A 24,235-nucleotide genomic window follows, 5' to 3' on the forward strand; every position below is an offset into this window, starting at 1 on the left:
TTTTTGAAGGTTAGTAACCTGGGTTTTGAACAATTTTTATCTGATCATTTGCATCGAGTTCACGCTGCGGAATAGGCAATAACAATTTTTCAGCTGTTAAGTGAGCTTGTAATTCTGCCAGTGTAAATGCAGGTCTGTAGGCTTTGTAATGCGCGTCAAATTCTAATGCAAAATGATTTTTGATAACAGTAATGGCTTGTCCAGTTCTTACCAAATCAAAGAAACGTTGGTTTTCGAATGCAAATTCCAACCTTCTTTCGTTTAACAATGCGGTTAAAAACTGTGCTGGTGTAGCAATGGCATTGGCACTTCCATCCGTTGGATATTTATAGAAACCAGTATTAAAGTCTCCAGTAACATAATCTACCGCACCAGCTCTTGCCCTTACGTCGTTAATTAGGTTTACACTTGCCGTTCCAAAACCCAAAGCCTCTGCTTTCATCAACAATACATCAGAGAAACGTAGCACCGGGAAATCATTTTCTCCATCAAATTTAACCAAAACCGGGGATATGAATTTTTTAACATACAGCTTGGCGTTATATTTTGCCATTGTTACGGCTTTTCTTCCATCAGTAGCGCCCGTTGCAGGTGTTTTATAGGTTACATCCAAATCGTTGGTCGGGTAGTTGTATCCGCTTCCATCACCATTTATGACGGCACTTCCGCTAGATGTTGGCGCAAAGTTATTGCCCATTAAATTACCTAAACCAAAGCCACCAGCCTTAAACCTTACTGCAAAGAGAATTTCTTTGTTCATTTCGTTGTTGATAGAGAAGACATCCGAAAAGGAAGGTAGCATACCATAGCCACTGTTGCTGATTACATCATCAAGCAGTGGTAGTGCGCTTGACCCACGGTTGGTACTTAAGTAAACTTTAGCCAGTAACGTTTTTGCTGCCCAGGAAGTCGCATGCCCAGCATCGGTATTGGTTGAAGCTGAATATGGGGCTTGAGATAGTAAGTCTTTGGCCGCTAAAAGGTCGGCTGTGATCAGCTGATAACAATCGGCGATCGGCGTTCTGTTGATTTTTTTTGACTGTTCAGGATCAACGGGTTCGGTAACTAAAAACACATCACCATATAACCTTACCAGGTTAAAATAATGATAGGCACGTAAAAACAAAGCTTCGCCTGCGAGCTGATTTTTTTGCTGCTGGGTCATTTTTGCGGTTCCTTCGCCGAGAGTGGTTTGTCCACCTGCATAGGTAGCGCCCAGACTTTTTAGTACATAATTGATCGACCTTAGGTTTTTGTAGGTCATCAGCCAGTATTGATAAACCTTGTCATGTGCCGAGTTAAGGGTAAACATGTCCAAGTCATTAAATTCAAAATTAATGGTAGCCGAACTATTGGCTACACCCTGTTTCGAATTATCAGTTCGCAGATCAGTGAGCATCCATTCAAATTCCAAAGGCTTTTGCAGACCGCTATAGCTGCCGGTAAGTGCGACTTTGGTTTCTTCATAATTTCTATAAAAGGCATCAACCCCAATATTGGAAATGGGATCGATATCGATGATCTTGTTACAAGCAGTAGTGCTTATCGCAAGCAATAATCCTGCTGTTAGGTACTTAAAGCTTTTCATCTTATCTATTTTTAGCTGAGTCATGATTTAAAAATTAACATCTATACCAAATGTGTAAGTGCGGGCAATTGGAAAGGCGCCACGCTGATAGCCATCAATAAGTGGGGAGGAATATTGTGATGAGGTAGCTCTGGCCTCAGGGTTGATCCCACGGTAAGAGCTGCCCATTAAATAAACCACATTGTCAGCAGCAGTATAAACTCTTACCCCTTTTACACCTATCTTTTTAGTGAATTTAGCAGGAAGTGTGTAGCCGAGGATGACGTTTCTAAGTGCAGCATAAGAGCCGTCCTCAATCACGTAGTCTGTTAGCATCCAATTCTCTCCATTGGTATAGTATGGTGTTTTACCATCACCTGGATTGGCGGCACTGATCCATCTGTTTTTGTTGAAATTCTCGTTGTATCTCCTTGATTCATTGTAATTTGCATCACCATTGATCACTTTTACACCCTGTACGCCTTGTAATAAAATATTCAGATCAAACCCTTTGTATTTAAAAGAGTTGTTGATTCCCCAGGTAAAATCAGGAAAAGGAGTACCTATCGGTGTACGGTCATCCACATCGATTTTGTTATCACCATTTACGTCAACAAACTTTAATCCCCCGGGTGCGAAATATTTGGCAAGGGTAGAAGTTTGTCCACCGGCTTTTGCTTCATCAATTTGAGCTTGAGAAGTCCATACGCCATCTGTTTTATAACCGAAGAACTGTATGGCTGGTTGACCAACTATAGCGGCATAGATTTCAGAACGTTCTCCATAGTTATATTGGAAAGGTTCTCCACCTAGCTCCAGTAACTTATTTCTGTTGGCGGAGAAGTTTAAATTGGTAGTCCATTGAAACTTGCTGTTTTTGATATTGTTGGAAGTCAATTCTATTTCTACCCCTTGGTTTTTTATCTTACCTGAGTTGTTGATATATTCAAAAGATCCACTAAAAGATTGAGTAGATCTTTTGTATAGTAATTTATCTGTGTTTGAATTGTAATACTCTAAAGTTAAGCCGAATCGATCTTGCATAAAGCCTAGATCCAATCCTGCATTGAACTCATAAGTACGTTCCCAGGTAATGCTGGGATTGGCCAGCACATCCGAATTTGGTGACAGTCCAAGGTTCACATCGCCATTTCCGCTTCCAAAAGAATAATTACCTGGATAAAGTAAGTTTTGGAAAGAAAAGCTTGGGATTTTGTTGTTACCTGTAGCACCATAACTGGCTCTCAATTTCATATTGCTAACCCAGGTCACATCTTTCATGAAGTCTTCTTTTGCAATTCCCCAACCTGCAGATACTGCAGGGAATGAGCCATATTTTTTGCCTTTATAAAAGTAAGAGCTTCCATCCATACGGTAACTAACCGCTAATAAGTATTTATTCTTGTAATCGTAAGTGAAACGACCAAGGTATGAGATTAGACCTACACGGTCTTTCAGTGTTTTGGTTAGTGCCTGGTCTATTTGTGCAGCCTGATTAAGGGTCTCAAATTCATCGGTAGGGAAGTTTCTACCTACCATATTAGATTCCTTGATCGTAGTTTGCTGTGTGGTAAAACCCAGTAAGCCTGTGAAATTGTGATTGCCCCTGGTTAGGTTGTAGTTTAAGGTGTTTTCAAATAAAACATCTAGATAGTTTTTTGTGTAAACGACGGCAGCATTTACATCACCGTCTTTTCTGGCGTTCGATTTGGTAAAGGTATTGTTCTCCTGTTGTGTGTAATAGCCGCCAACAGAGCTTTTAAAGATTAAGTTGGGAAGAAATTTAATGCTGATATCTCCACCACCCAGTATTCTATAAGTCTGCTGATTGTTTGTTTCTCTAGCTGCAATAGAAAGTGGGGTATTATTACTCGTTGCAAAGGGATCTACAGGTACTCCGCTACTCCATACGCTTCCATCAGGCATGGTTCCTGTGTACTGCAAACCATTAAAATGGCGAGCCTGAACAAAATCTCCTGGGAGAATATCTGCCCATTGGGAATTTTGATGTACATAAGCTGCAGTAAAGTCATTATGATAAACCGGAAGGAAGGATCCGAATCTGAAATAGTCGGTAAAATTAACTGCCGGTCTTTGTGTTTTAATATAGGAAGGGTTAAAGTTAAAACTGAAATTAACCTTTTTACTCAATGCGCCATCTATCTTTGCTTTTACATTTAAGCGCTCGTTATCGCTATATTTTAAGATGGCCTGGTCTTTCTGACCACTTGCAGAGATGTAATATTTTAAATCTTTATTGCCTCCGGAAATGCCCAATTGGATATTTGCAATCGATGCATCTTGCATTGCTTCTTGCTGCCAGTCAGTAGGTACACCGCTGATTTGGTCTTCGATGATGTAGGCTGCACGTTCTGGACCAGTAATTAGGTTTTTTTGATTGGCGGGCACTGTTGGGTCATTTTGCCTTAATGCGCCCTCAGCAAATAGCATTTTAGTGTAATCGGTCACACTCATGATCGGGTTAAGCGCATAGGGTTTTTTAAAGCCGTAATACGATTTAACTGAATATCTTGGTTTATCGGAAACGCCGCTTTTTGTGGTGATCAGAATTACCCCATTGGCTGCTCTTGAACCGTATATCGCTGCTGATGCAGCATCTTTTAGTACTTCTATAGATTCTACATCCTGAGGGTTTACAAAGGATAAACCATCGGGTACTGGATAGCCATCTACTACAACCAAAGGCTGAGAACTGGCGCTGATGGAGCTGAATCCACGAACCCTTACAATTGGTTCGGCACCAACTTCTGAACTTACATTTTGAATGGTAACACCTGCTATTTTTCCGATTAAGGCATTGTCTAATCTTGATGTAGGAATCTCATCCAGATTTTCATTTTTTAGTTTACTTACGGCACCGGTTACGGAAGACTTTTTCTGTGTGCCATATCCAATAACCACCACCTCGTCCATGTTATTTTTTACCTCTTTTAAGGTAATGGTTACCTTGGCTGCTACAGTAACCGAATAGGCTTGTGGTTGGTAGCCTAGATAGTTTATCAGTAGTAGTTTGCCAGATTCGGCAGTAATGGTAAATTCACCTTGGTTATTGGTGATTGTTCCTTGTTTTGAATCTTTGATGGTAACAGATGCGCCCGGCAAAGTTTCTCCGGCAGCCGATTTAACCACGCCCTGTATTTTTACCTTGGTTTGTGAAAACCCTGGTGTCAAAAACAGAAAACAGGAAAATACAATGAGGAGTATACCTCGTAAGTAAACTTTCGAATTCATATTCTTATTGGTTTTATATTTGGTTATAGTATTTCCTGCTGTGTAAAATCCCCATTTTACTTTGCAGGGACAGCCTCCCTTATTGCTGCCTGGTAATGTGTTTAAAGGGCGCTTAAATAGCAGTCGCAGTATTTAAACGCCCTTTGTATTTTTATGAAAAGTTTAAACCACCATTGATATCGATATTAGTACCGGTAACATAGCTGGATTGATCTGTAGTCAGGTAAACAATCAGGTCTGCAACCTCTGATGCTTGTCCTTCTCTTTTCAGTAAAGTAGCATTGGCTACATTAACGCGAACTTCAGGTTTACTAAAGGTATCGTGAAAAGTAGTGGCAATCATTCCCGGCAAAACCGAATTTACACGGATGTTTTTAGGTCCAAGTTCTTTAGCTAATGCTCTGGTATAAGTCATGATACCACCCTTTGCAGTTGCGTAAGCACTTGCTCCAGGACCACCGCCATCTCTACCTGCAAGAGAAGAAAGGTTTACAATCGAAGCGCCTGATTTCATGTAAGGAATAGTGGCTTTACTCACCAGATATACGCTTTTTAAGTTCAGGTCCATCACCGCATCCCAAAAATCTTCGTCCAGCTCTAAGGTTGGTTTTCTGGCCACCATGCCGCCTGCAACATTAACCAGAATGTGAATTTCATCACCAAAAGCTGCTTTGGCTTTTTCAATTAGCTCGGCTACTTCGGCAGATTTAGTTACATCTCCCTTAACAATGATGGCTTCGCCACCATTATCAGTGATCTGTTTTAAAGTTTCTTCAGCATTGGCTAAATTGCTGTGATAATTGATCACAACTTTTGCACCTTCCTGAGCAAGTTGACAGGAAACAGCTCTACCGATATCTCTGGACCCGCCAGTTACAATTGCGACTTTATTTTTTAAACGCATATTCTTTGATTTATTAATTTGTTATTTTTTTAGATGTCATATATTTAATACAGATCCATGCAATGGGAACCAGTACAGCTGCCAGTACAAAGAAGGAAACGTAGCTTGTTTTTGTAATAATGGGTACGGCCCATGTGGTTAATAATGTTCCGGCAACTGCTGCTGTCCCGCCCATACCGGCCACTGTGCCTACGTTTTTGCCATTAAAATAATCGCTTGGCAAAGTTTGGATGTTTCCAATAAGGAACTGAAAACCAAATAGCGTGGTGCCAATTAGTACCATGGCGAGGGTAGGGGTTTCTTTCAATGTATCCAGGTAATAAACGATGGCAACCAGGGAAAGTAGCATGACTCCGGAGCCTATTGCAATCGAATTTTTTCTTGCTTTTACAGCGGTAGTACCTTGTTTAATTTGCCATGAAGAATGATAGCCACCAGCTAAGCTGCCTATGGCCGCAAAAAGATAGGGCAACCAGGTAAAGGCACCGATTTGTTTAATATCGAAGAGGAACTGCTCTTTTAAAAAGGTCGGTAACCAGGTTACAAATAACCACCATACCGGATCAATAAAGAACCTACTCATGATGATGCCCCAGGTATTTCTGAATTTTAAGAGTTCTCTCCAGGTTAGTACGGGTACCACCTCAACAGAAGCGTTAGCATCAGGATCAGTATCCAGGATATAGTTACGTTCTTTTTCAGTTAGCCAAGGGTGCTTTTCTGGTGCCGCTTTGTTAATGATGAGCCATGGAATAACCCAGATCAGTCCTAAGGCGGCAATAAGTACAAAGGTCATCTTCCAGCCAAATGCGATGTACAATAACGCAATAATCGGAGCGGATACTACTGAACCTAAGGATGCACCTGCGCCGAAAATACCCTGTGCAATCGCTCTTTCTTTTGCCGGAAACCATTCAGCATTACTTTTTGTCGCGCCAGGCCAATTTCCTGCTTCAGAAAAGCCGAGCATGAACCTGAAGATATTGAACGACATTAATGAGCGGGCAAATGAATGTAATGCAATAGAAACACTCCATCCAATGATAGAAATCGTCATACCCAGTCTTGTGCCTACCGCATCCATCAGTTTGCCTGTAAAAGTTTGCCCAAGGGCGTAGGCAATCATAAAGAAGGTGGTAATTAGTGCAAGCGCACTTTTATTGTCAACATCAGCAATTCCAAACTCCTTATAAATATAAGGCCACATGATGTTGATGGCACTACGGTCAATATAGTTGATCACCGTTGCAAAAGCAATCAGCGCAATAATGTACCATCTTAATCCTTTTACTTTCATCTCTATCCTAAAGTTATAGTCCCAGTCCCTTTAAAAATTCCATAATCTTTGCGTTAACCATGCTGTTGTCTTCTGGTGTGAATTTTCCATGTAGACCGCCTTTAACAGTAATAAACTCGTTCTTTACACCCAGCTCGTCCAACTTTGCTTTAAGGGCTACAGACTGCTGATAAGGCACTGTTGGGTCTGCATCACCATGTACAATAAACACTGGGGGACTAGTTTTCTTTACCTGGTATAGTGGAGATACTGACATGGCGAAGTCTTTATCTTTTGCTTTAGCACCTAACCAGCTTGTGGCTGATTTGCTGGTTTTGTTAGGACCATAACCCCAATCCCATACATCGGTAATGCCATACTTGTCAATAATAGCAGCAACCTTAATTTTTTCATTTGTTTTGCAATTGGTATCGAAAATGTGGTTGTTTTCTAGCAATCCGCCCATTAAGGCGAGGTGCCCACCGGCAGAACCGCCCATAATTACAATTTTGTTGACATCTATGTTGAGTTTTTTAGCATTGCTGATCAGGTAGACCAAAGCACAACGAGTATCTTCAACAGCTGCCGGGGCAGTTGCAACACCAGTAAGGCGATAAGCAATGTTAGCTACGGCATAGCCTCTTTTGAAGAAACCGCTAAATCCTGATTGTGATTCTTTGTTTCCTTTATTCCAGCCACCGCCATGGATATTGATGACAAGGGGAGTAGGGGCGTTTTTAACTGGTGGAAGGTATAAATCAAGCTTGCCTTCCCAATCGTTCACTTTGGTGTAAACCACATTTAACTGCTCAGTAAAGCCCGCCGGATAGGTTACTTTTTTTATGGCTACTGTATCCTGAGCGCTAAGGGCGCAGCAGGTAAAGAGTAAGCCACAAAGCATAATCATTTTCTTCATCTTAGTTTATATTTTAAGGTTAAAGTTTAAAGGAAATCTTCCCGGTGCGGGGAAAATACATCAATCAGGATTCCTGGTTCAATGCATACGCAGCCATGCCATACATGCGGAGGAGCGTAGAAACCATCACCTTTTTTGAGGAGCTTTTTTTCTTCGCCAATGGTCATTTCAAATACGCCACTGTCAACATAAGTAACCTGTGAATGGTGATGTTCGTGCAATATGCCCACAGCTTCTGCCTCAAACTTTGCTTTTACAAGCATAATTTTGTCATCATAACCATATATCTGTCTCTTGATCCCATTTCCTAAATCCTGCCAGGGAGTTTCTGCATCTATTTGAAATAAATTGTTCTGTAACATGACGTATTAATTAAGTTTTATAAAGTTTTCTTTGTTGTTATAATTGATCTGGTAGGTGTATAGCTTGTTTTTTACCTTAAATGAAACGGTAACCTGGTCTTTGCTGCTGCTTAGGATCTTTAAATCACTAACCTTGCTGCTGGCACCGGTTGTAGTTTCACTAACCGGATTGCTGTTGCCATGGGTTTCGATGACGTTAAAAAACGTTTGGTTGTTAGATTTTGGAGAAGAAAGCATAAAGGCTTTACTCTCTACGAGATTCATTTCAGGGTCGTTTGCACCTAGCGACAACATTTTTAAGTTGACAGCTGTGTCGGTTGCAAAATGAACGGTATAAAAACGTTTGTTGTTTAAAATACTCAGGTATCCGGTTTTTTCTTTAACCGGCTGCTCGGCATTTAGCCAGATGTGTTGATAGCCATATTTCTCACCTAGAGGTTTTAACTGATCTGCAAAAGCATTTACTTTTATAGAAGCATCAACAACATGACCTTTATACCAAAAAGGAAGGTCGTATTGGTGTGATTTGTCAGATAAGGTCTGGAAAATATCAATTACCAAGGGTTTACTTAATTCGGCTACCTTAAGCAAGGCAGATGTTCTGATCATTTGTACACCAGGGTAGGCATTGCGTTCTGCAGCACTGATCACCTGCAAGTTTTTATCACTTTTAAAGTACAGTACCTCAGGGTAGTTTTTTTGTGCAACATCGGGGTTGCCTTTGTAGTTAGAAGTCTGATCAACAACCAGTGTATTGTGTGCCACAGTTTGTTTTGCCCATGATTTATTTTCTGGTAAGTAATCGCCACCTTTTTTTGATTCTATATTGATAAATCTAGCTGAACCATAATCAGGAAATACTTCGACACCATTGTCATAATACAATAGGTTTAAACGATCGAAATGGCCGTGGCCCATACCCTGAGAAGCTGCTTTTATCAGTAAGGTTTGTTGATCTTCATTATTGCCATACCTTAAGATCCCCAGTCCGCCTTCTTTGCCCGAAGCACCATCTTTTATAAGTTGCGATTGGTAAGCAAAAGGCTTGGCTTTGCCGGCATGTAGATCGGCAGCAACCTTCAGTCCAGCATCAGAAACGATGACTTCATTCTGTCTCCCGGCAACGTCCAGTAGATCGGGCATAGGTTTGATATCGGCGTAAGCAATATCCACTCCATAAACCAGCTCGGCAGTTTCGTATGTCTTGCCTTTTACAGCATCATTGATAGGGAAAAATGTACCATCAGTATAAGTCAGCTGTAAAGAGGTATTTATGGCATTGGCTAATAATTGATTGCGGTATTCGAAGATTTTTAACGCTGGTTGATAGTTATTGATCGCCTTTGCGAAAATGATAAAAGGAAGCAAGGCGTATCTTTGATAATATGGTCCCTCAGTATAATAGCCATCAGGAGAAAACAATTGATCTATTTGGGCAAGGTAACCTGTTTTGCCATCCTTTGCAGATCCTTTGATCGCCATTTCTACATACTCCGGTTTGTTGAGTACGTAGCCTGTCATTCCCACCGCTGCAATATCCCAGGTACCATGGTTATGGATTTTATCAAAGGTTTCTTTGCAGTCAATCGTAAAGAATTTAAGCATTGGCTCAAATAAACCGGCATTTATCGCAGCTCTGTTTTTTTGGGATATGGCATCATAAACCATATCATAACCTTGTATCGTATATACCTGCCATACAAAATCATTCAGGCTTTGCCAGAAGATTTTCCCTGCCTGATGATTCTCTTTTCTTTTCGGATGTAATGGCCATTTGCTATAGTCAGCAGCATATTTTAACAACATGCTTTCTACGTAGGTAGCATACTTTTTATCACCCGAAATTTGGTAAGCAATACCGCAGTTCAGCATATTGGTATAGTTTTTTTTATGCTGCTCATGTGTGGCACCACCACCTGCATCTTTCGGCGTAGGTACATTAATAGGCTCTGCTATCGCTTTATCAGCATCGGCTTTTACCTTCTGATATGATTTTTTAAGTAAAGGATAAGTAGTTGTTCCCTTTCTTACTGCTTCGATATTTTTTTTGGTAAGCATAATGCTGGGGTGTTCCTGAGCAATTACTTGCAGGGTACACATCAGACAAAGCATGGCCATTACCAACTTTTTTAAGTAGTTTATACGCATTTTAAAGAAATGAGAGGCTTTTGTACTTAGTTAGTTATCATTAATAATATTTTGTGCGGAAAATCCGGCTTTGCTAATTTGAAACATGTCGTTAAGGTGAGCAGCAACTGCATTTTCTGCAGCATCTATATCCTGGTTTTCTATAGCCGTTAATATATTTCTATGCTCGGCTATGGCTAGTTTACCGCGATTATCTCCACAGATCTTACTTTCTACGATGTTCTTGATCAGATCGGGGATCAAAATAAGAATCATAGACTCGATTACAGAGTTTTTAGTAGCCCTTGCAATGGCAATGTGAAAAAGCATATCCTCTTCGATTGCATCCTGATTGCTATTGATCTTGTTCTCGTAATCAATCATCGCTTCCTTAAGGTTAACTAGATCTTGCGCTGTTCTTCTTTCTGCAGCTAACTTTACGGCATCCAGTTCTAAATAATACCTAGCTTCTAAAAGTGCGTTAAAATCTTCCTTATTAAATTTGATGATATCTGTGATGATATTGTCTAAAACTTTGATGCTTAAACCAGAAACATAGGTTCCACTTTGTGGGTTGGTTCTGAGTAAACCGTAAAATTCAAGTTTTAAAATCGCTTCACGAACGTAGCTACGACCTACTCCAAATTTTTCAGCTAGTATTCTTTCCGCAGGTAATCTGTCTCCGGGTTGTAATTGTCCTGAAGTAATGAGTTGTTTTAGCTGTCCTATAATTTTATCAACAGGAGATTCTACTTCAATTGACCTGATGGTTTCTATAAATGATTTCATACAATATATTTGGTTTACCAATTATTGGTTAACCAAATATAGAGAATAAAATAAGCAATCCAAATTTTTACATGTTTTTTAGCTGTTGCCAGATTTCTTCATTGATTGGTACCCCATTTTTCTCATTTTCAGAACGGGTTCGCAGTGTGCGTTCTCCCGGGTAGCTGACCGTTTTACCGGATTCCGTAGGGGTACTGTTTTTAGTGAAGTTCAGAATTTCTTCTATTAGGGCAGTATGCATATCTTGCTGGTGCAGACAAATAAAACACTGCGAAACGCCGGTTTCGTACTCGTCGGCAGAGATTTGTTGCGTAGAGCGTCCGCCACTAAGGGCCACAACCAACAGGTCAAGTACCAGGGAAAGGCCCGAACCTTTCCAGAAACCAATCGGCAAGGCCAGTTTAGTTTTTTTGATCGTAGCAGGATCTGAACTTAAATTTCCTTCTGCATCATAGCCACCAGGAAAGGGGAGTGACTCTTGTTTCAACTCATATTCCTGCATTTTGCCATAAGAAAATTGCGACATCGCCATATCGAGCACAACATGGCCTTCGGCTCTTGGCACCGCAATTACCAGGGGGTTATTACCCAAAACAGATTCTTTACCGCCCCAGGCAGGCATATTTGCTGTTGCATTAGTAAAGCAAATACCAATGCAACCCGCTTCTGCAGCCTGCCAGCCGTAAGTTCCTCCTCGCATCCAATGGTTGGTGTTTTTGATGGCTACACAACCAATGCCGTTTTCTTTTGCCAGTTCAATAGCGCGGTTCATGCAATGTGTAGCATTGGCCATGCCGGGTGCAAGGTTTCCATCCCAACGTTCGATAGCCCCAATTTTTTCGAGTAATATAGGTGCTGCATCAGGTTTAACCAAGCCTTTCTGAACATGCTCTACAAAGACTGGAAATCTATTTAATCCATGCGATGATATACCATCCCTGCTATTTGAAGCAAATATTGTTGCACAGGTATTAGCCATTTCCTTTGTGAAGGATAGTTGTAACAATACTCTTTTGAATTCTTCCTGCAGTTCTTCGAATGGTATACGCATATTATAAATCGTGGATGATCAAATATAGCTAATACATAAATAATAGGTAAAAAGAAAAACCCCAAAGCTTAATCACTGTGGGGTTTTTAATTTTTGTATTTATAGGTTTATTTATATGCTTTTCGGTGTGTATACCTTAATTACACCATCTTCTTCACTACTTACTACTAATAAACTCTTTTTGGTAGGACTGTTTTTAGCGGGGATGAATAATACACCTTCCGGTGCATCACCACATTTTAACAATTGCAGAAAAACCGGATTAGATGGGGTGGTAACGTCATAAACTGCTACGGCATCAGCACGCTCCATACCTACAAATGCGGTTTTTTTATTACCTACAATACCAATGGTGATTCCTTCAGGTTCAACACTTTTATCGTCGCTTCTGCCGTCATCATATGCTCCAGCATCATTACATTTTCTGTCTAGCTCATTTTTACTGTCAAAGACCTGTGCCCCGGTAATGCCGTTCCATACTGAAAATGAACGTGAACCTAGAGAATACAATTCATCAAGATCTCCATCTTTATCTGTGTCGCCCAGGGTGGTGGTAATATTTAACCTACCCAATTGCTCATCTTTTTTCAGATCGGTAGCGTTGGGGAATTTAACGGCATCCAATACTACCGTGTTTTCTTTTACTCTTTTTACTTCAGTAAATGCTGCATATTCTCTGGCATCGCCTTCATTTGCGGTGAACAGATAAGGTATTCCGTTTTCTTCTAAAACAGCTATTGCATCTGGCATGTAAATGCCTTTCACATTCCACTTTGCAGCTTTGTATCCTACTTCTTTATCACTAGGGTCTATAAAATTCCCATCCAGACTGTAATCTTTGAATCCTAAAGGAAAGATATTGGTAATGGTTTTGCTGGCGATGTCTAACTTCGCAATTCCATTGTTTTCCTGTAGGGTGATCCAGGCCGTCTTAGAGTCAGAAGAAATGGTGATGTATTCTGGCTCTATGTCTTTAACAAAGGTGCTGTTCAAACCAAAGATTCTAAAGCCTTTTTGCATTAGGGCAGTTTGCTGACTGGCCATTGAAGAGAAATCAATTGTAGTTACGGCGTAATTGTTATTTACTGATATAATAGATATGGTGCCGGAAGGATCATTTGTGTAATCAGCATTAGGTTCACCTTCATTTGCGGTAAGGATGTATTTTCCATCCGGAGAAAAGGTAATCATATCAGGTAACGCACCTACAATAACTTCAGTTATCTTGCTGTAATCAGTGGTTTTAAAAATAGCGACCTTTCCATTGGCCTGTTTGTCTTTAGCCTCAATTGCTGCGGCAAGTTTGCCATCGTGTACTGCAACGCTATTTACAGCGCCAAGATCGGTAATGTCGATGGATCCAATGGAATTCATCGCAGATGGATTTTTGAAATCAATTACTTCGATTTTATTGATACCCGCTTCATTTTTAACTACAAATAATCTGTTGGTCAGTGGATCAAATGCAGAAATCTCTGCTGCGCCAACCCCGCCAATATCCAACGATCCAATCTCCGAAAAGGTAGCCGGATCTTCATTATCAATGGACTCAGGTGACTTGTCTTTTTTACAACTGGTTATACCGATGGTTAAAAGAAGGGCAAATAGTAAAAATTTTCTCATATGTATTTATTAAGTTTATGAGCTAAAGTATAGTTCCAACATGATCGCTGCTTAATCTTAATATTATGATATTGTTAGCTGTGCAAATGGGCTATTAGGATATCTTAAGAAATAAATTTAAAATGAATTTAATAGTTACTTATAAAAATAAATATCTTAGCTAAATAAAAAACCAAACAATAATCATTAAATGACCAACCTAACCAAAGAAAAAAGCGCTGCAGCCTATCTGTTTAGTGCTCCTGTCATTGTAGCTTCTTTAGGCTACTTTGTAGATATTTACGACTTACTTTTATTCGGTATCGTACGGATACCCAGCTTAACAGAACTTGGCCTCAATGAAGCTCAGGTTTCTATTGAAGGTGCAAGCATTTTAAACTGGCAGATGACTGGTTTACTACTTGGAGGCATCTTGTGGGGTGTTTTGGGTGATAAAAAAGGACGTCTTTCTGTGCTTTTTGGTTCCATTATTACTTATTCCGTAGCAAACTTTGCCTGTGGTTTTGTTCATGATGTAACCCTATATAAACTGCTCCGTTTTATTGCGGGTATTGGCCTTGCCGGAGAATTGGGCGCAGGAATTACCCTCGTTTCGGAAAGCTTACCTAAAAGACTAAGGGCAATAGGTACTTCGGTTGTTGCGGGAGTAGGATTGATGGGCGCGGTTGCCGGATATTTTACCGTAGAAATGTTCAGTTGGAGAAACGCCTATTTCATAGGTGGCGGTATGGGGATTTTGCTCTTGTTTTTAAGAATCGGTGTTTTTGAATCTGGTATGTTTCATAACATGAAAGAAAAGAGCAATGTGGCTAAGGGGAATTTTTTATCTTTTTTCACAAAGAAAAGCAGGTTGATTCTGTATTTAAAATGCATCGGTATTGGTTTGCCAACCTGGTATGTAATTGGTATTCTAGCTACTTTTAGTAATGAATTTGGTAAGGCACTAGGCATTGCTGAGGACATAAAACCAGGACTTGCGGTAATGTGGTGTTATGTCGGACTTTCGGCAGGTGATCTGGTGAGCGGAGTGGTTAGCTATTGGCTGGAATCGCGTATACGCGCCGTAACCTATATGATGATATTCACAGCAATTGGAGCAATTGTATATCTTTATGGAGGTGTAAATAGTACATTTGGTCTTTATGGTATGTGTTTATGGGTTGGCTTTGGTATCGGTTACTGGGCCATGTTTGTAACCATCGGCGCAGAGCAGTTCGGTACCAATGTAAGGGCTACAGCAGCTACCACCATACCAAATATGGTAAGGGGAACTGTGGTGTTGATGACCACCTTTTACACGACATTAAAACCAATTGTATTACCCCTAAATTCTGCGGCTTTACTAGGCCTGATTTGTTTCGGTATAGGCTTTTATTGTATCAGAACTATTCCTGAAACTCATCACAAAGACCTTGATTTTATTGAGGAAGATTAATCCATTACAAAAACAGTCATCCCTTTGGGCCCATGAGCCCCAAGCACTAATGATTGTTCAATATCGGCTGTTTTAGACGGCCCAGCAATAAAACTTCCAAAACCATATTCAGCGATGCCTATTTTCAAATAGGCATCGTGCATGGTTTGCACAATCTCCTTTTTACTGACTACAACAGCAAGTTGCTGACAAATGAATGGTACCGCACGTTGATGCATTAAATCTTCGGTAATCCACAAAGCAGCATTCTCTGCAACACCAAAATGAGCACTGATGACTGCAAGATCTACATTGGCATAACTATGTGGATCCTGATCTTCCCAGCCTTGTTCTGATACTTCAGCCAGTTCAGGTAAAGTAGATACAATACGCTGACCTGTGAAATGTTCAAGGATGTACTTTTGAACAGCTTGATAGTCCGAAACCTCGATAAAAGTGCCTCCAATAGTCGTTAGTACCGTGGCAAAAGCTTGTACAGGATCTGCAGCGGGAAATGCGGTGAATGAATCGGCTGGCAGTGGCTGCGCATCCGGTTGATTGTTCAATACTTTCTCTAAAATCTGTGCTCTGCTAGTCATTCTTTTTATTTTTCTTGTACCACTCTCCAAATGATTCTTTAGGCACTTCAGGCATTTCGCGGTGTTGGTACCAAAGGTTTAGTTTATTGTTTACGGTAAACGGAGCATGTTTCATGAACCAACGTCCTACCTTTCCTGCGTTTTTGTAAACGAAAGGACTGGACAAGGTAAATTCCATTGCCTTCATGGCCAGTTTCTTTGTTGGGTCGGCATAGCCTTCCTTAACAATCACCTGTCTCCATTTATAAAGTTGTTCGTGAATATTGATTTTAACCGGGCATACATTACTGCATGAACCACATAGGGTAGAGGCAAAGGGCAGATCAGAATATTCCTTCATGTCCAGGTTTGGCGCCAAAATAGAGCCTATCGGTCCTGCAACAGCAGTATGGTAACTGTGTCCACCACTTCGGCGGTAAACCGGGCAAGTGTTCATGCAAGCTGCACAGCGGATACATTTTAACGAGTTGCGGAAATCAGGACGGCTCAATTGAGTTGTTCTGCCATTGTCAACCAACACAATGTGCATTTGCTGACCCGGTCTTGGTTTTTTAAAATGACTAGAATAAGTCGTAATCGGTTGTCCCGTTGCACTTCTCGTTAACAGTCTTAAAAAAACGCCTAGATTTTTGCGTTTAGGGATGATCTTTTCAATCCCCATACAGGCAATGTGTACATCTGCAAGATGCGCACCCATATCAGCATTCCCTTCATTGGTGCAAACCACAAACTCACCGGTTTCGGCAACAGCAAAATTTACCCCAGTAATGGCTGCTTTGCGCGTTAAAAAGGTTTCGCGTAGATGTTCCCGCGCAGCGGCAGTTAAAAATACGGGGTCAGACATGCCTTCTGGTGTACCCAGATGCTCATGGAACAATTCACCTATTTCTTCTTTCTTTTTATGGATGCAGGGCAATACAATATGACTGGGTGGCTCCTGTGCCAGTTGGACAATTCGCTCGCCCAGATCGGTATCAATTACCTCTATGTCATTTTGCTTTAGGTACTCATTTAAATGGCATTCCTCAGTAAGCATCGACTTGCTTTTGATTAGCCGGTTTACATTGTGCTCCTTTAATATGGAATGTACAATTTGATTGTGCTCGGCTGCATCAGCTGCCCAATGTACCGTAACACCATTCTTTTGTGCCTGCTCCTCAAATTCAATTAAGTAATTGTGGAGGTTAGAAAGTACATTGTTTTTAATTTGTGAAGCGGCTTCCCTTAGTGCTTCCCATTCGGGTATGTTGTGAGCGGCTTTATCGCGCTTGGCGCGAACAAACCATAAAGTTTCGTCGTGCCAGTCTACCCTTGCCTCATCTTTATTAAATATATCCGATAAAGCTGCGTGGTCTTTTGTTCCTGAACTCATGTGTCTTTATTGTTGTACTTTTCTGTAAAACTATTGTGCGCTTAATATTTCTGCAATGTGCAGCACTTTAACATTGCTGTTCTGCCTACGCAGGATACCTTCCATGTGCATTAAGCAGGACATATCTGCAGCTGTAATATATTCTGCGCCATGATTGACATGATCTGCTACACGATCTTTGCCCATTTTTACCGATACGGCTTCTTCGGCTACGCAAAAAGTTCCACCAAAACCACAGCATTCATCTGGTCTGCTCAGTTCAACCAATTCCAAACCTTCTACCATTTTTAATAAATGTAAGGGTTTTGAAAATGGAGCATCGACCAATTCAGACATTTGCGCAAGCATTAAACCGCGCTGACCGTGACAGCTTTGGTGTACACCTACCTTATGTGGAAAACGGGCGGATAGTTTCTCCACCTTAAGCACGTCTGTTAAAAACTCTGTTAATTCGTATACTTTTTTTCTAATTCCTAATGCTTTATCTTCTTCTTTTGGCGAATGCAAGTGATCTTTTATATGCAATACACAGCTACCCGAAGGGGAAACGATGTAATCAAATTCTGCAAAATTGTCAATAAATAAGTCGTTGCATCCCTGGGTCAGGTGCTCAAAGCCAGAGTTGGCCATTGGCTGTCCACAGCAGGTCTGGTTGACAGGATATTTTACTGTTATGCCAAGTCCGCTTAATAAATTTAAAGTAGCTATGGCCGCATTTGGATAAAATTGGTCGATATAACAAGGTATGAATAGGCCTACGTTCATGTATACTAGGTTTTGCGGTTAAATATAGTATTTTTAAATAATCGCACTGTCCTGTGCTGTCATACCATGGTTAACATTTGTGCTTATTTATGCAAACGTTTTCAGATGATTAAAAAAAATGCTAGCTTGCCAATCTTTAATTGTTTTATGGCTGTCGGAAAAAAGAATTACCAGAATACCATACTCGATATCGCGGAAGCGCTAAAGCTTTCACCTGCAACGATTTCCCGTGCTTTGAATAATCATCCTTATGTGAAGGAAAAGACTAGAAATGATGTGGTAGAGATGGCTGCAAAGCTAGGCTATCGCCGAAATCTTATGGCTTCGGGCTTACGTAGCAATAGAACGCACACCATAGGGCTCATCATTCCTCGGGTTTCTATGTTTTTTCATGCCGAGGTGATTACCACGATACAAAATGACTTGCATAAGCATGGTTATAGCTTGATCATCTGCCAGTCTAATGATTCGGTAAGTATGGAGCGGGAGTTGGCTGAGACCTTGTATTCATCAAGGGTGGATGCGCTGATTGCTGCTTGCACTTTGCAAACGGTAGACTTTAGTCACTTCGATAAATTTGTAGAGCATGGTAACCCGGTTATTTTTTACGATAGGGTTCCAGTGGAGGATTACAAAGCAACTTTGATTAAAGGTGATGATTTTAAAGGCGCCTATTTGGCTACCTCTCATTTGATTGCCGCAGGTTGCAAAAGAATAGCACATATTTCGGGGCCTTTAACTTCTAATCTTTATCAGGATAGAGCTGCAGGTTTTTTAAAAGCGATGGAAGAACACCAGTTGCCGGTAAATCCGGATTGGGTTTTTCATCAGGAACTTACGCAAGGAAATGCACTTTTTGCCATGCAGAAAATGTTTACAACGGGAGCAGGTCCTGATGGGTTGTTTGCTGATAATGATACCAGTGCCATTGCCGCGATTGAATATGCAAAGGAAAAAGGGATCATTGTGCCGGATGCATTGAAAGTTGCAGGATATTCTAATGATCCACGCACGGCCATCATTACTCCAGCCATTACTTCAGTTGAGCAATTTCCAAGCCTGGTAGGTAGAAGAATTGTAGAGACTGTGGTGGAGCTATTGAGCAATGATGCAGAGGGACCTACCTATAAAATAGAGCCGGTAATGATTCCTGTAGAGCTGATCGTCAGAAAATCGACAAGTACAAACTAACTAGTAACACAATAACATCCCAATGGGATGGATGAATAAATAAATAAAAAAAACAATGAAAACATCTTTTGAAAGCCGCTATGCAGTTAGTCCAGGTGAAGCAAAGCAATTTGATACTGCTGCTTTACGCAAGAATTTTTTAATGGAAAGCTTATTTGAAGCAGATGCTGTTAAGCTTACTTTATCTCATTTCGACCGTTATATCACAGGAGGTGTAATGCCGGTAAACGAGGTTGTAGCCTTGTCTAATCCAGAAAACCTAAAAGCTGCTTATTTCCTGGAAAGAAGAGAATTGGGGATTATTAATGTTGGCGCAAAAGGTACAATCGTTGCTGATGGCGTTACTTATGAATTAGAATTTAAAGAAGCTTTATATCTTGGTAAAGGAACAAAAGAAGTAACTTTTGCTTCTGATGATAAAAACAACCCTGCAAAATTCTACATCAATTCTGCACCAGCTCATCATACTTATCCAAGCAAAAAGGTATCTAAAGCAGATGCTGAAATCGTTGAGTTAGGTACGCCAGAAACTGCAAATCACCGTGTGATTAATAAATTGTTGGTGAATAGCGTATTGCCTACTTGCCAATTGCAAATGGGTATGACCGAATTGAAAAGTGGAAGTGTATGGAATACCATGCCGGCACACACGCACGACAGAAGGATGGAAGTATATTTCTATTTTGAAGTACCTCAAGGACAAAGCGTATGTCATTTTATGGGTGATCCACAGGAAACCAGACACATCTGGATGCAAAATGAGCAAGCTGTAATTTCACCTAATTGGTCTATCCACTCTGGAGCAGGAACTAGCAACTATACTTTTATCTGGGGAATGGCAGGTGAGAACTTAGACTATGGTGATATGGACCATTGCGCAATTAATGATTTGAAGTAGTGATTAAACGATAATAGAATGAAAAAAATAATTGGCCTTTTGTTGTTGTTTCCGGCTTTGTATGCTCCGGTAATGGCGCAAACTAAAGCTACGATTACCGTATCTAATCCTTCAAAACTGGACAGAACCAATGCTGTTGTTCCGGTGAGTTGGAGCAGTATTGTGGCTAAATATCCGCGTTTAGATACGGCGAACTTTAAAGTGCTAAATTCAGCGACGAAAAAGGAAATTCCTTTCCAGTTAGAGCGTCGTGGACAAACCGAAGTACAGAATTTGTTGGTTCAAGTAAGCTTGAAAGCAAATGGTAGCGCTAAGCTGACCATTGTACCGGGTAAACCGGCTGCTATCACCAAAAAAACCTTTGGTCGTTATGTCCCAGAGCGTTATGACGATTTTGCATGGGAGAATGATAAGGTAGCTTTCCGTATGTATGGAAAAGCATTGGAAAATAGGAAAGATAATGCCTTCGGAACAGATGTTTGGGTGAAAAGAACCAACAAATTGATCATCAACGAATGGTATAAAACTGGTGATTACCATACAGATCATGGTGATGGAATGGATTATTACAGTGTAGGTCTTACATTGGGTGCTGGAGACGTTGCTCCAATTGTAAAAGACTCTATTTTCTTTGCCAAAAACTACCACTACTGGAAAGTATTGGATAACGGACCATTGCGCACTACGTTTGAATTGGGTTATGATGCCTGGGATGTAGCAGGCAAGTCTGTGAAAGTAACTAAGACGATTTCCTTGGATGCAGGATCGCACATGAATAGGATCGAAGCAGCTTATTCTTATAGTGGTGATGCTTTGCCTGTTGTAGTGGGTATCGTAAAAAGGAAAGAACCTGGGACTATTTTAATGGACGAGGCACAAGGTATTGTAGGTTATTGGGAGCCGCAACATGGTGTTGATGGTACTACCGGAGTAGCGACTATTGTGTTGGGTGAACAGTTAAGTATGGGGACAGATAAAATGCATTTGTTGACTCGTACTTTGGCTAAGGGTAATCAACCAGTGGTTTATTACAATGGTTCTGCATGGAGCAAAGGCAATGAGATTACCAATGCGCAAGGATGGTTTAATTACCTGAATAACTTTAAAAAACAATTAGAACAGCCTTTAAAGGTTAGTGTTCTTTAATATTAAAAATAAAAGAAATGGCAATACTTGATTTATTCAATTTAAAAGGAAAAGTAGCTTTGGTTACCGGTTGTAAACGCGGTATTGGTAAAGCAATGGCTGAGGCTTTGGCTGAAGCTGGAGCAGACATTATTGGTGTATCTGCTAATCTTGAACTGAGTGGAAGCGAAGTAGAAGGAACAGTAAAGGCATTGGGACGTAATTTCTATGCTTATCAGTGTAACTTTAACGACCGTGATTCATTGAAATCTTTTTGCGAAAAGGTGAAGGCTGATCACCCTGTGATTGATATCCTGGTAAACAACGCTGGCACAATCCTTAGAAAGCCAATTGCTGAGCATCCGGATGAGTTCTGGGATGAAGTAATCGCTGTAAACCAAACTGCACCTTTTATCCTGACTAGAGAAATTGGTCGCGATATGGTTGAAAGAGGAAGTGGAAAGATCATTTTTACAGCTTCTTTGTTAACCTTCCAAGGTGGTATTACCGTTCCAGGTTATGCGGCTAGTAAAGGTGCAATTGGTCAGTTAACTAAAGCGTTTGCTAACGAATGGGCTTCGAAAGGGGTAAATGTAAATGCAATCGCTCCGGGTTATATCTCTACAGACAATACCACCGCCTTAAGAGCAGATGAAAACCGTAGTCGTTCTATTATGGAGCGTATTCCGGCTGGCAGATGGGGTGAAGCAGAAGATTTTAAAGGTCCGGTTCTATTCCTGGCTTCTGAAGCTTCTAATTACATGCACGGTACTGTGATGACGGTAGATGGAGGATGGATGGGCAGGTAACAACTGTGTATACATTTTAAATAATATAAAAAAGCAGGCTATAGTTAGTCTGCTTTTTTTATATATTCGAAAACCAAACAAATGTAAACACATGAAACAAAACCTTTTATTGACCTTTTTTGTACTGATCGGTACGAATGTCACTTTTGCTCAACAACAAACAGTTTATAAAACATGGAATCCTGCAAAGGATCAGACCAGTGTTGTAGCTGGGCAGGGCTGGCATAGCGGATTGCAAAGTTTTTACGATCGTCTGCCTGCAAAAGCAGAAGGATCAGTACGCAAAGAGGTATGGAATTTATCTAAAAACAACGCAGGCCTTAATCTTCGTTTCAAATCAGATGCCCCGGAAATTATCATCAAGTACGCCGTGTCGGGTTATATGCGAATGGATCACATGCCTGCCACTGGTGTAAGTGGAGTAGATTTATATGCACAAGATGCTAAAGGTAAATGGCTTTGGGCTGGCGGTAAATATAAATTTGGAGATACCGTGACGTACACATTCACAAACCTAAATACGACAGGTAAGGAGGCGCGAGAATATACTTTATACTTGCCTTTATACAATACCGTAAAATGGATGGAAATCAGCGTGCCGGAGCAAAGTGTTTTTACACCTACACCTGTGTCTAAAGAAAAACCAATTGTGGTTTATGGTACCTCAATTGCTCAAGGAGGATGTGCAAGTCGCGCTGGCTTGGCATGGACTTCTATGTTAAGTCGTAAGCTGAACCGACCTATCGTTAATTTGGCTTTTTCTGGTAACGGCCGTCTGGAAAAAGAAGTTTATGAATTGTTGCCTGAAATCGGTGCAAGTTTATACGTCCTGGACTGTCTCCCTAATTTAACCGGCGTAACTGGCGAAGAGGTAACAAAGAGAGTAGAGGCTACTGTTGCCCTTTTACAATTGAAGAAACCAGGTGTGCCTATTTTGTTAACTGAGCACGATGGTTATACTGATGATGGGTTAAATGCTACAAGGAAGAAAGCTTATGAGGTTACAAATGTTGCCTTAAAAACAGCTTTTGAAAAGCTTAAAGCAAAGGGTGTGAAAAATATCTATTATTTGATGAAAGATGCAATAAATCAGGATATTGAGAGTACTGTAGATGGTACCCATCCAAATGATATAGGTATGATGAATTATGCGAATGCCTATGAAAAAGCAATCCGAAAAATAAAATAGATATTATTTACTGAGGTAAGACTTTTGATAATTTAAAGGACTTTGCCCGGTGATGATCTTAAAGTGCTTATGAAAGCTGGCGAAATTATGAAAGCCGCTTTCATAGCATATTTGCTTTACATTCATACTGTCCTCAATCAGTAGTTTACAAGCATGACCAACCCGTATTTCACTGATAAACTGCGTATAGGTTTTTCGTGTTCTTGTTTTAAAATACCTGCAAAAAGAATTTGGGCTGATGTTGGCTACTGAAGCCATTTCTTCCATGAGAATCTTTCTTTTAAAATGGGTTAACGAATAATTATAAATTGCATTGATCCTGTCATTTTCTGTTTCTTCAAAATTATTACGGAATCCCATTGATGATAGGGGCTTAGCCTGCGCGCTGGCCTCAATAGCAAGCAAAGCTTCCATCAAAATGATAATCCTTCTTGGTCCCGTAGCCAACAGGATTTCTTCCATCAGATCTCCAATCTGTTTTTTGCTTTTATCAAGAATCTGAATACCCCTTTGGGCCTTTTCGAGCGTTAATTTCATCCCTTTATTTTCCGGTAAGGAAAGGAAGTGATTGCCCCAAAAGTTTTCGCAAAAATGAACAACTACTACGTCTGCGTTGTTTGTTTCTTCATCGTTAAAATAGCTGTCATCAAATTTCCAATAATGGGGCAGATGGGCACCAACAAGGACAATGTCGCCAGAGCTAAAACGTTTGATATTATCTCCAATAAATTGAGTACCGTTTCCTTTCTTAAAGTAAATCAACTCCACCTCGGCATGGTAATGCCAGCGATTATTAATGTAGGGAACTTTGTCTCTTCTTGCACTAAAAGAATTGACTAAGTTATTAGAAACTTTGAGTAGTTGTGGTTTCATGATATTTGGTTAGATATTATTACATTAAATGTATAAAGATCTTTCATAAATACACTGTTCTTGCCAAAATTACAATAGATTATGCTAAAATCGCTTAATTATTTTAGAAGAAATACTTTTATCAAATATTTAT

20 protein-coding genes are annotated in these 24,235 nt (G+C 40.4%); 6 read left to right on the forward strand and 14 right to left on the reverse strand.

The genetic code is table 11. From position 1 onward, the window contains the following. Positions 1 to 10: 10 nt before the first annotated feature. From EZ444_RS19500 to EZ444_RS19545, 10 genes are all read right to left on the reverse strand, one after another. Complete coding sequence (locus EZ444_RS19500; protein ID WP_225874776.1) at positions 11 to 1,612, reverse strand: RagB/SusD family nutrient uptake outer membrane protein; 1,602 nt, start codon at positions 1,610 to 1,612, stop codon at positions 11 to 13. 3 nt (positions 1,613 to 1,615) lie between these two features. Further along, the gene (locus tag EZ444_RS19505; protein WP_131610829.1) at positions 1,616 to 4,819 is read right to left on the reverse strand and encodes a SusC/RagA family TonB-linked outer membrane protein; all 3,204 of its coding nucleotides are present in this window, start codon (positions 4,817 to 4,819) and stop codon (positions 1,616 to 1,618) included. Positions 4,820 to 4,970: 151 nt separating this feature from the next. Then, positions 4,971 to 5,723, reverse strand: a complete 753-nt coding sequence (locus EZ444_RS19510) for an SDR family NAD(P)-dependent oxidoreductase (protein ID WP_131610830.1) — start codon at positions 5,721 to 5,723, stop codon at positions 4,971 to 4,973. A gap of 13 nt (positions 5,724 to 5,736) precedes the next feature. After that, positions 5,737 to 7,020 (reverse strand): MFS transporter, encoded by a 1,284-nt coding sequence (locus EZ444_RS19515; RefSeq protein WP_131610831.1) that lies wholly within the window; start codon positions 7,018 to 7,020, stop codon positions 5,737 to 5,739. Positions 7,021 to 7,033: 13 nt separating this feature from the next. Beyond that, on the reverse strand, positions 7,034 to 7,915 hold the full coding sequence (locus EZ444_RS19520) for an alpha/beta hydrolase (protein ID WP_131610832.1): 882 nt from the start codon (positions 7,913 to 7,915) through the stop codon (positions 7,034 to 7,036). A gap of 26 nt (positions 7,916 to 7,941) precedes the next feature. Continuing rightward, positions 7,942 to 8,277, reverse strand: coding sequence for a cupin domain-containing protein (locus EZ444_RS19525; protein WP_131610833.1), 336 nt, complete (start codon positions 8,275 to 8,277; stop codon positions 7,942 to 7,944). 6 nt (positions 8,278 to 8,283) lie between these two features. Continuing rightward, positions 8,284 to 10,425: a heparinase II/III domain-containing protein gene (locus EZ444_RS19530; RefSeq protein WP_225874777.1), complete on the reverse strand. Its 2,142-nt coding sequence runs from the start codon at positions 10,423 to 10,425 to the stop codon at positions 8,284 to 8,286. Positions 10,426 to 10,455: 30 nt separating this feature from the next. Continuing rightward, entirely contained in the window at positions 10,456 to 11,193 is a 738-nt protein-coding gene (locus tag EZ444_RS19535; protein ID WP_131610834.1) for a FadR/GntR family transcriptional regulator, read from the reverse strand. A gap of 67 nt (positions 11,194 to 11,260) precedes the next feature. Beyond that, entirely contained in the window at positions 11,261 to 12,244 is a 984-nt protein-coding gene (yiaK, locus tag EZ444_RS19540) for a 3-dehydro-L-gulonate 2-dehydrogenase (protein WP_131610835.1), read from the reverse strand. Between the two features lie 111 nt (positions 12,245 to 12,355). After that, positions 12,356 to 13,867 (reverse strand): choice-of-anchor I family protein, encoded by a 1,512-nt coding sequence (locus tag EZ444_RS19545; RefSeq protein ID WP_131610836.1) that lies wholly within the window; start codon positions 13,865 to 13,867, stop codon positions 12,356 to 12,358. Positions 13,868 to 14,057: 190 nt separating this feature from the next. Between EZ444_RS19545 and EZ444_RS19550 the strand changes: the two genes are divergently transcribed. Next, positions 14,058 to 15,302 carry an MFS transporter gene (locus EZ444_RS19550; protein WP_131610837.1) on the forward strand — a complete coding sequence of 415 codons (1,245 nt, stop codon included), beginning with the start codon at positions 14,058 to 14,060 and terminating at the stop codon, positions 15,300 to 15,302. Here the strand turns inward: EZ444_RS19550 and EZ444_RS19555 are convergent. From EZ444_RS19555 to EZ444_RS19565, 3 genes are read right to left on the reverse strand one after another with little or no spacing between them, the layout of a single operon-like run. Further along, positions 15,299 to 15,880, reverse strand: a complete 582-nt coding sequence (locus EZ444_RS19555; RefSeq protein WP_131610838.1) for a LutC/YkgG family protein — start codon at positions 15,878 to 15,880, stop codon at positions 15,299 to 15,301. The genes EZ444_RS19550 and EZ444_RS19555 overlap by 4 nt on opposite strands. Beyond that, on the reverse strand, positions 15,873 to 17,252 hold the full coding sequence (locus tag EZ444_RS19560) for a lactate utilization protein B (protein ID WP_131610839.1): 1,380 nt from the start codon (positions 17,250 to 17,252) through the stop codon (positions 15,873 to 15,875). The genes EZ444_RS19555 and EZ444_RS19560 overlap by 8 nt, the downstream gene beginning before the upstream one ends. Before the next feature lie 30 nt (positions 17,253 to 17,282). Further along, on the reverse strand, positions 17,283 to 18,017 hold the full coding sequence (locus tag EZ444_RS19565; RefSeq protein WP_131610840.1) for a (Fe-S)-binding protein: 735 nt from the start codon (positions 18,015 to 18,017) through the stop codon (positions 17,283 to 17,285). A gap of 147 nt (positions 18,018 to 18,164) precedes the next feature. On the opposite strand from EZ444_RS19565, the gene EZ444_RS19570 reads away from it, so the two are divergent. From EZ444_RS19570 to EZ444_RS19590, 5 genes are all read left to right on the forward strand, one after another. Beyond that, positions 18,165 to 19,208: a LacI family DNA-binding transcriptional regulator gene (locus tag EZ444_RS19570; RefSeq protein ID WP_131610876.1), complete on the forward strand. Its 1,044-nt coding sequence runs from the start codon at positions 18,165 to 18,167 to the stop codon at positions 19,206 to 19,208. 55 nt (positions 19,209 to 19,263) lie between these two features. Beyond that, positions 19,264 to 20,106: a 5-dehydro-4-deoxy-D-glucuronate isomerase gene (gene kduI, locus EZ444_RS19575; RefSeq protein ID WP_131610841.1), complete on the forward strand. Its 843-nt coding sequence runs from the start codon at positions 19,264 to 19,266 to the stop codon at positions 20,104 to 20,106. An 18-nt stretch (positions 20,107 to 20,124) separates the two neighbouring features. Then, complete coding sequence (locus EZ444_RS19580; RefSeq protein ID WP_131610842.1) at positions 20,125 to 21,252, forward strand: DUF4861 family protein; 1,128 nt, start codon at positions 20,125 to 20,127, stop codon at positions 21,250 to 21,252. 23 nt (positions 21,253 to 21,275) lie between these two features. Further along, entirely contained in the window at positions 21,276 to 22,040 is a 765-nt protein-coding gene (locus EZ444_RS19585; protein ID WP_205945311.1) for an SDR family NAD(P)-dependent oxidoreductase, read from the forward strand. Between the two features lie 91 nt (positions 22,041 to 22,131). Next, positions 22,132 to 23,229, forward strand: coding sequence for an SGNH/GDSL hydrolase family protein (locus tag EZ444_RS19590; RefSeq protein WP_131610844.1), 1,098 nt, complete (start codon positions 22,132 to 22,134; stop codon positions 23,227 to 23,229). Positions 23,230 to 23,232: 3 nt separating this feature from the next. Here EZ444_RS19590 and EZ444_RS19595 read toward each other — a convergent pair whose 3' ends face one another. After that, positions 23,233 to 24,102 carry an AraC family transcriptional regulator gene (locus EZ444_RS19595; RefSeq protein ID WP_131610845.1) on the reverse strand — a complete coding sequence of 290 codons (870 nt, stop codon included), beginning with the start codon at positions 24,100 to 24,102 and terminating at the stop codon, positions 23,233 to 23,235. Positions 24,103 to 24,235 lie beyond the last annotated feature (133 nt).

This window comes from Pedobacter hiemivivus (genome assembly GCF_004331685.1).
Classification (GTDB): Bacteria; Bacteroidota; Bacteroidia; order Sphingobacteriales; family Sphingobacteriaceae; genus Pedobacter; species Pedobacter hiemivivus.

Excerpts from the sequence above, each read along its gene's own strand:
- EZ444_RS19500 (WP_225874776.1), bottom strand. The coding sequence starts at position 1,612 with ATGACTCAGCTAAAAATAGATAAGATGAAAAGCTTTAAGTACCTAACA.
- EZ444_RS19505 (WP_131610829.1), bottom strand. The coding sequence starts at position 4,819 with ATGAATTCGAAAGTTTACTTACGAGGTATACTCCTCATTGTATTTTCC.
- EZ444_RS19510 (WP_131610830.1), bottom strand. The coding sequence starts at position 5,723 with ATGCGTTTAAAAAATAAAGTCGCAATTGTAACTGGCGGGTCCAGAGAT.
- EZ444_RS19515 (WP_131610831.1), bottom strand. The coding sequence starts at position 7,020 with ATGAAAGTAAAAGGATTAAGATGGTACATTATTGCGCTGATTGCTTTT.
- EZ444_RS19520 (WP_131610832.1), bottom strand. The coding sequence starts at position 7,915 with ATGAAGAAAATGATTATGCTTTGTGGCTTACTCTTTACCTGCTGCGCC.
- EZ444_RS19525 (WP_131610833.1), bottom strand. The coding sequence starts at position 8,277 with ATGTTACAGAACAATTTATTTCAAATAGATGCAGAAACTCCCTGGCAG.
- EZ444_RS19530 (WP_225874777.1), bottom strand. The coding sequence starts at position 10,425 with ATGCGTATAAACTACTTAAAAAAGTTGGTAATGGCCATGCTTTGTCTG.
- EZ444_RS19535 (WP_131610834.1), bottom strand. The coding sequence starts at position 11,193 with ATGAAATCATTTATAGAAACCATCAGGTCAATTGAAGTAGAATCTCCT.
- yiaK (WP_131610835.1), bottom strand. The coding sequence starts at position 12,244 with ATGCGTATACCATTCGAAGAACTGCAGGAAGAATTCAAAAGAGTATTG.
- EZ444_RS19545 (WP_131610836.1), bottom strand. The coding sequence starts at position 13,867 with ATGAGAAAATTTTTACTATTTGCCCTTCTTTTAACCATCGGTATAACC.
- EZ444_RS19550 (WP_131610837.1), top strand. The coding sequence starts at position 14,058 with ATGACCAACCTAACCAAAGAAAAAAGCGCTGCAGCCTATCTGTTTAGT.
- EZ444_RS19555 (WP_131610838.1), bottom strand. The coding sequence starts at position 15,880 with ATGACTAGCAGAGCACAGATTTTAGAGAAAGTATTGAACAATCAACCG.
- EZ444_RS19560 (WP_131610839.1), bottom strand. The coding sequence starts at position 17,252 with ATGAGTTCAGGAACAAAAGACCACGCAGCTTTATCGGATATATTTAAT.
- EZ444_RS19565 (WP_131610840.1), bottom strand. The coding sequence starts at position 18,017 with ATGAACGTAGGCCTATTCATACCTTGTTATATCGACCAATTTTATCCA.
- EZ444_RS19570 (WP_131610876.1), top strand. The coding sequence starts at position 18,165 with ATGGCTGTCGGAAAAAAGAATTACCAGAATACCATACTCGATATCGCG.
- kduI (WP_131610841.1), top strand. The coding sequence starts at position 19,264 with ATGAAAACATCTTTTGAAAGCCGCTATGCAGTTAGTCCAGGTGAAGCA.
- EZ444_RS19580 (WP_131610842.1), top strand. The coding sequence starts at position 20,125 with ATGAAAAAAATAATTGGCCTTTTGTTGTTGTTTCCGGCTTTGTATGCT.
- EZ444_RS19590 (WP_131610844.1), top strand. The coding sequence starts at position 22,132 with ATGAAACAAAACCTTTTATTGACCTTTTTTGTACTGATCGGTACGAAT.
- EZ444_RS19595 (WP_131610845.1), bottom strand. The coding sequence starts at position 24,102 with ATGAAACCACAACTACTCAAAGTTTCTAATAACTTAGTCAATTCTTTT.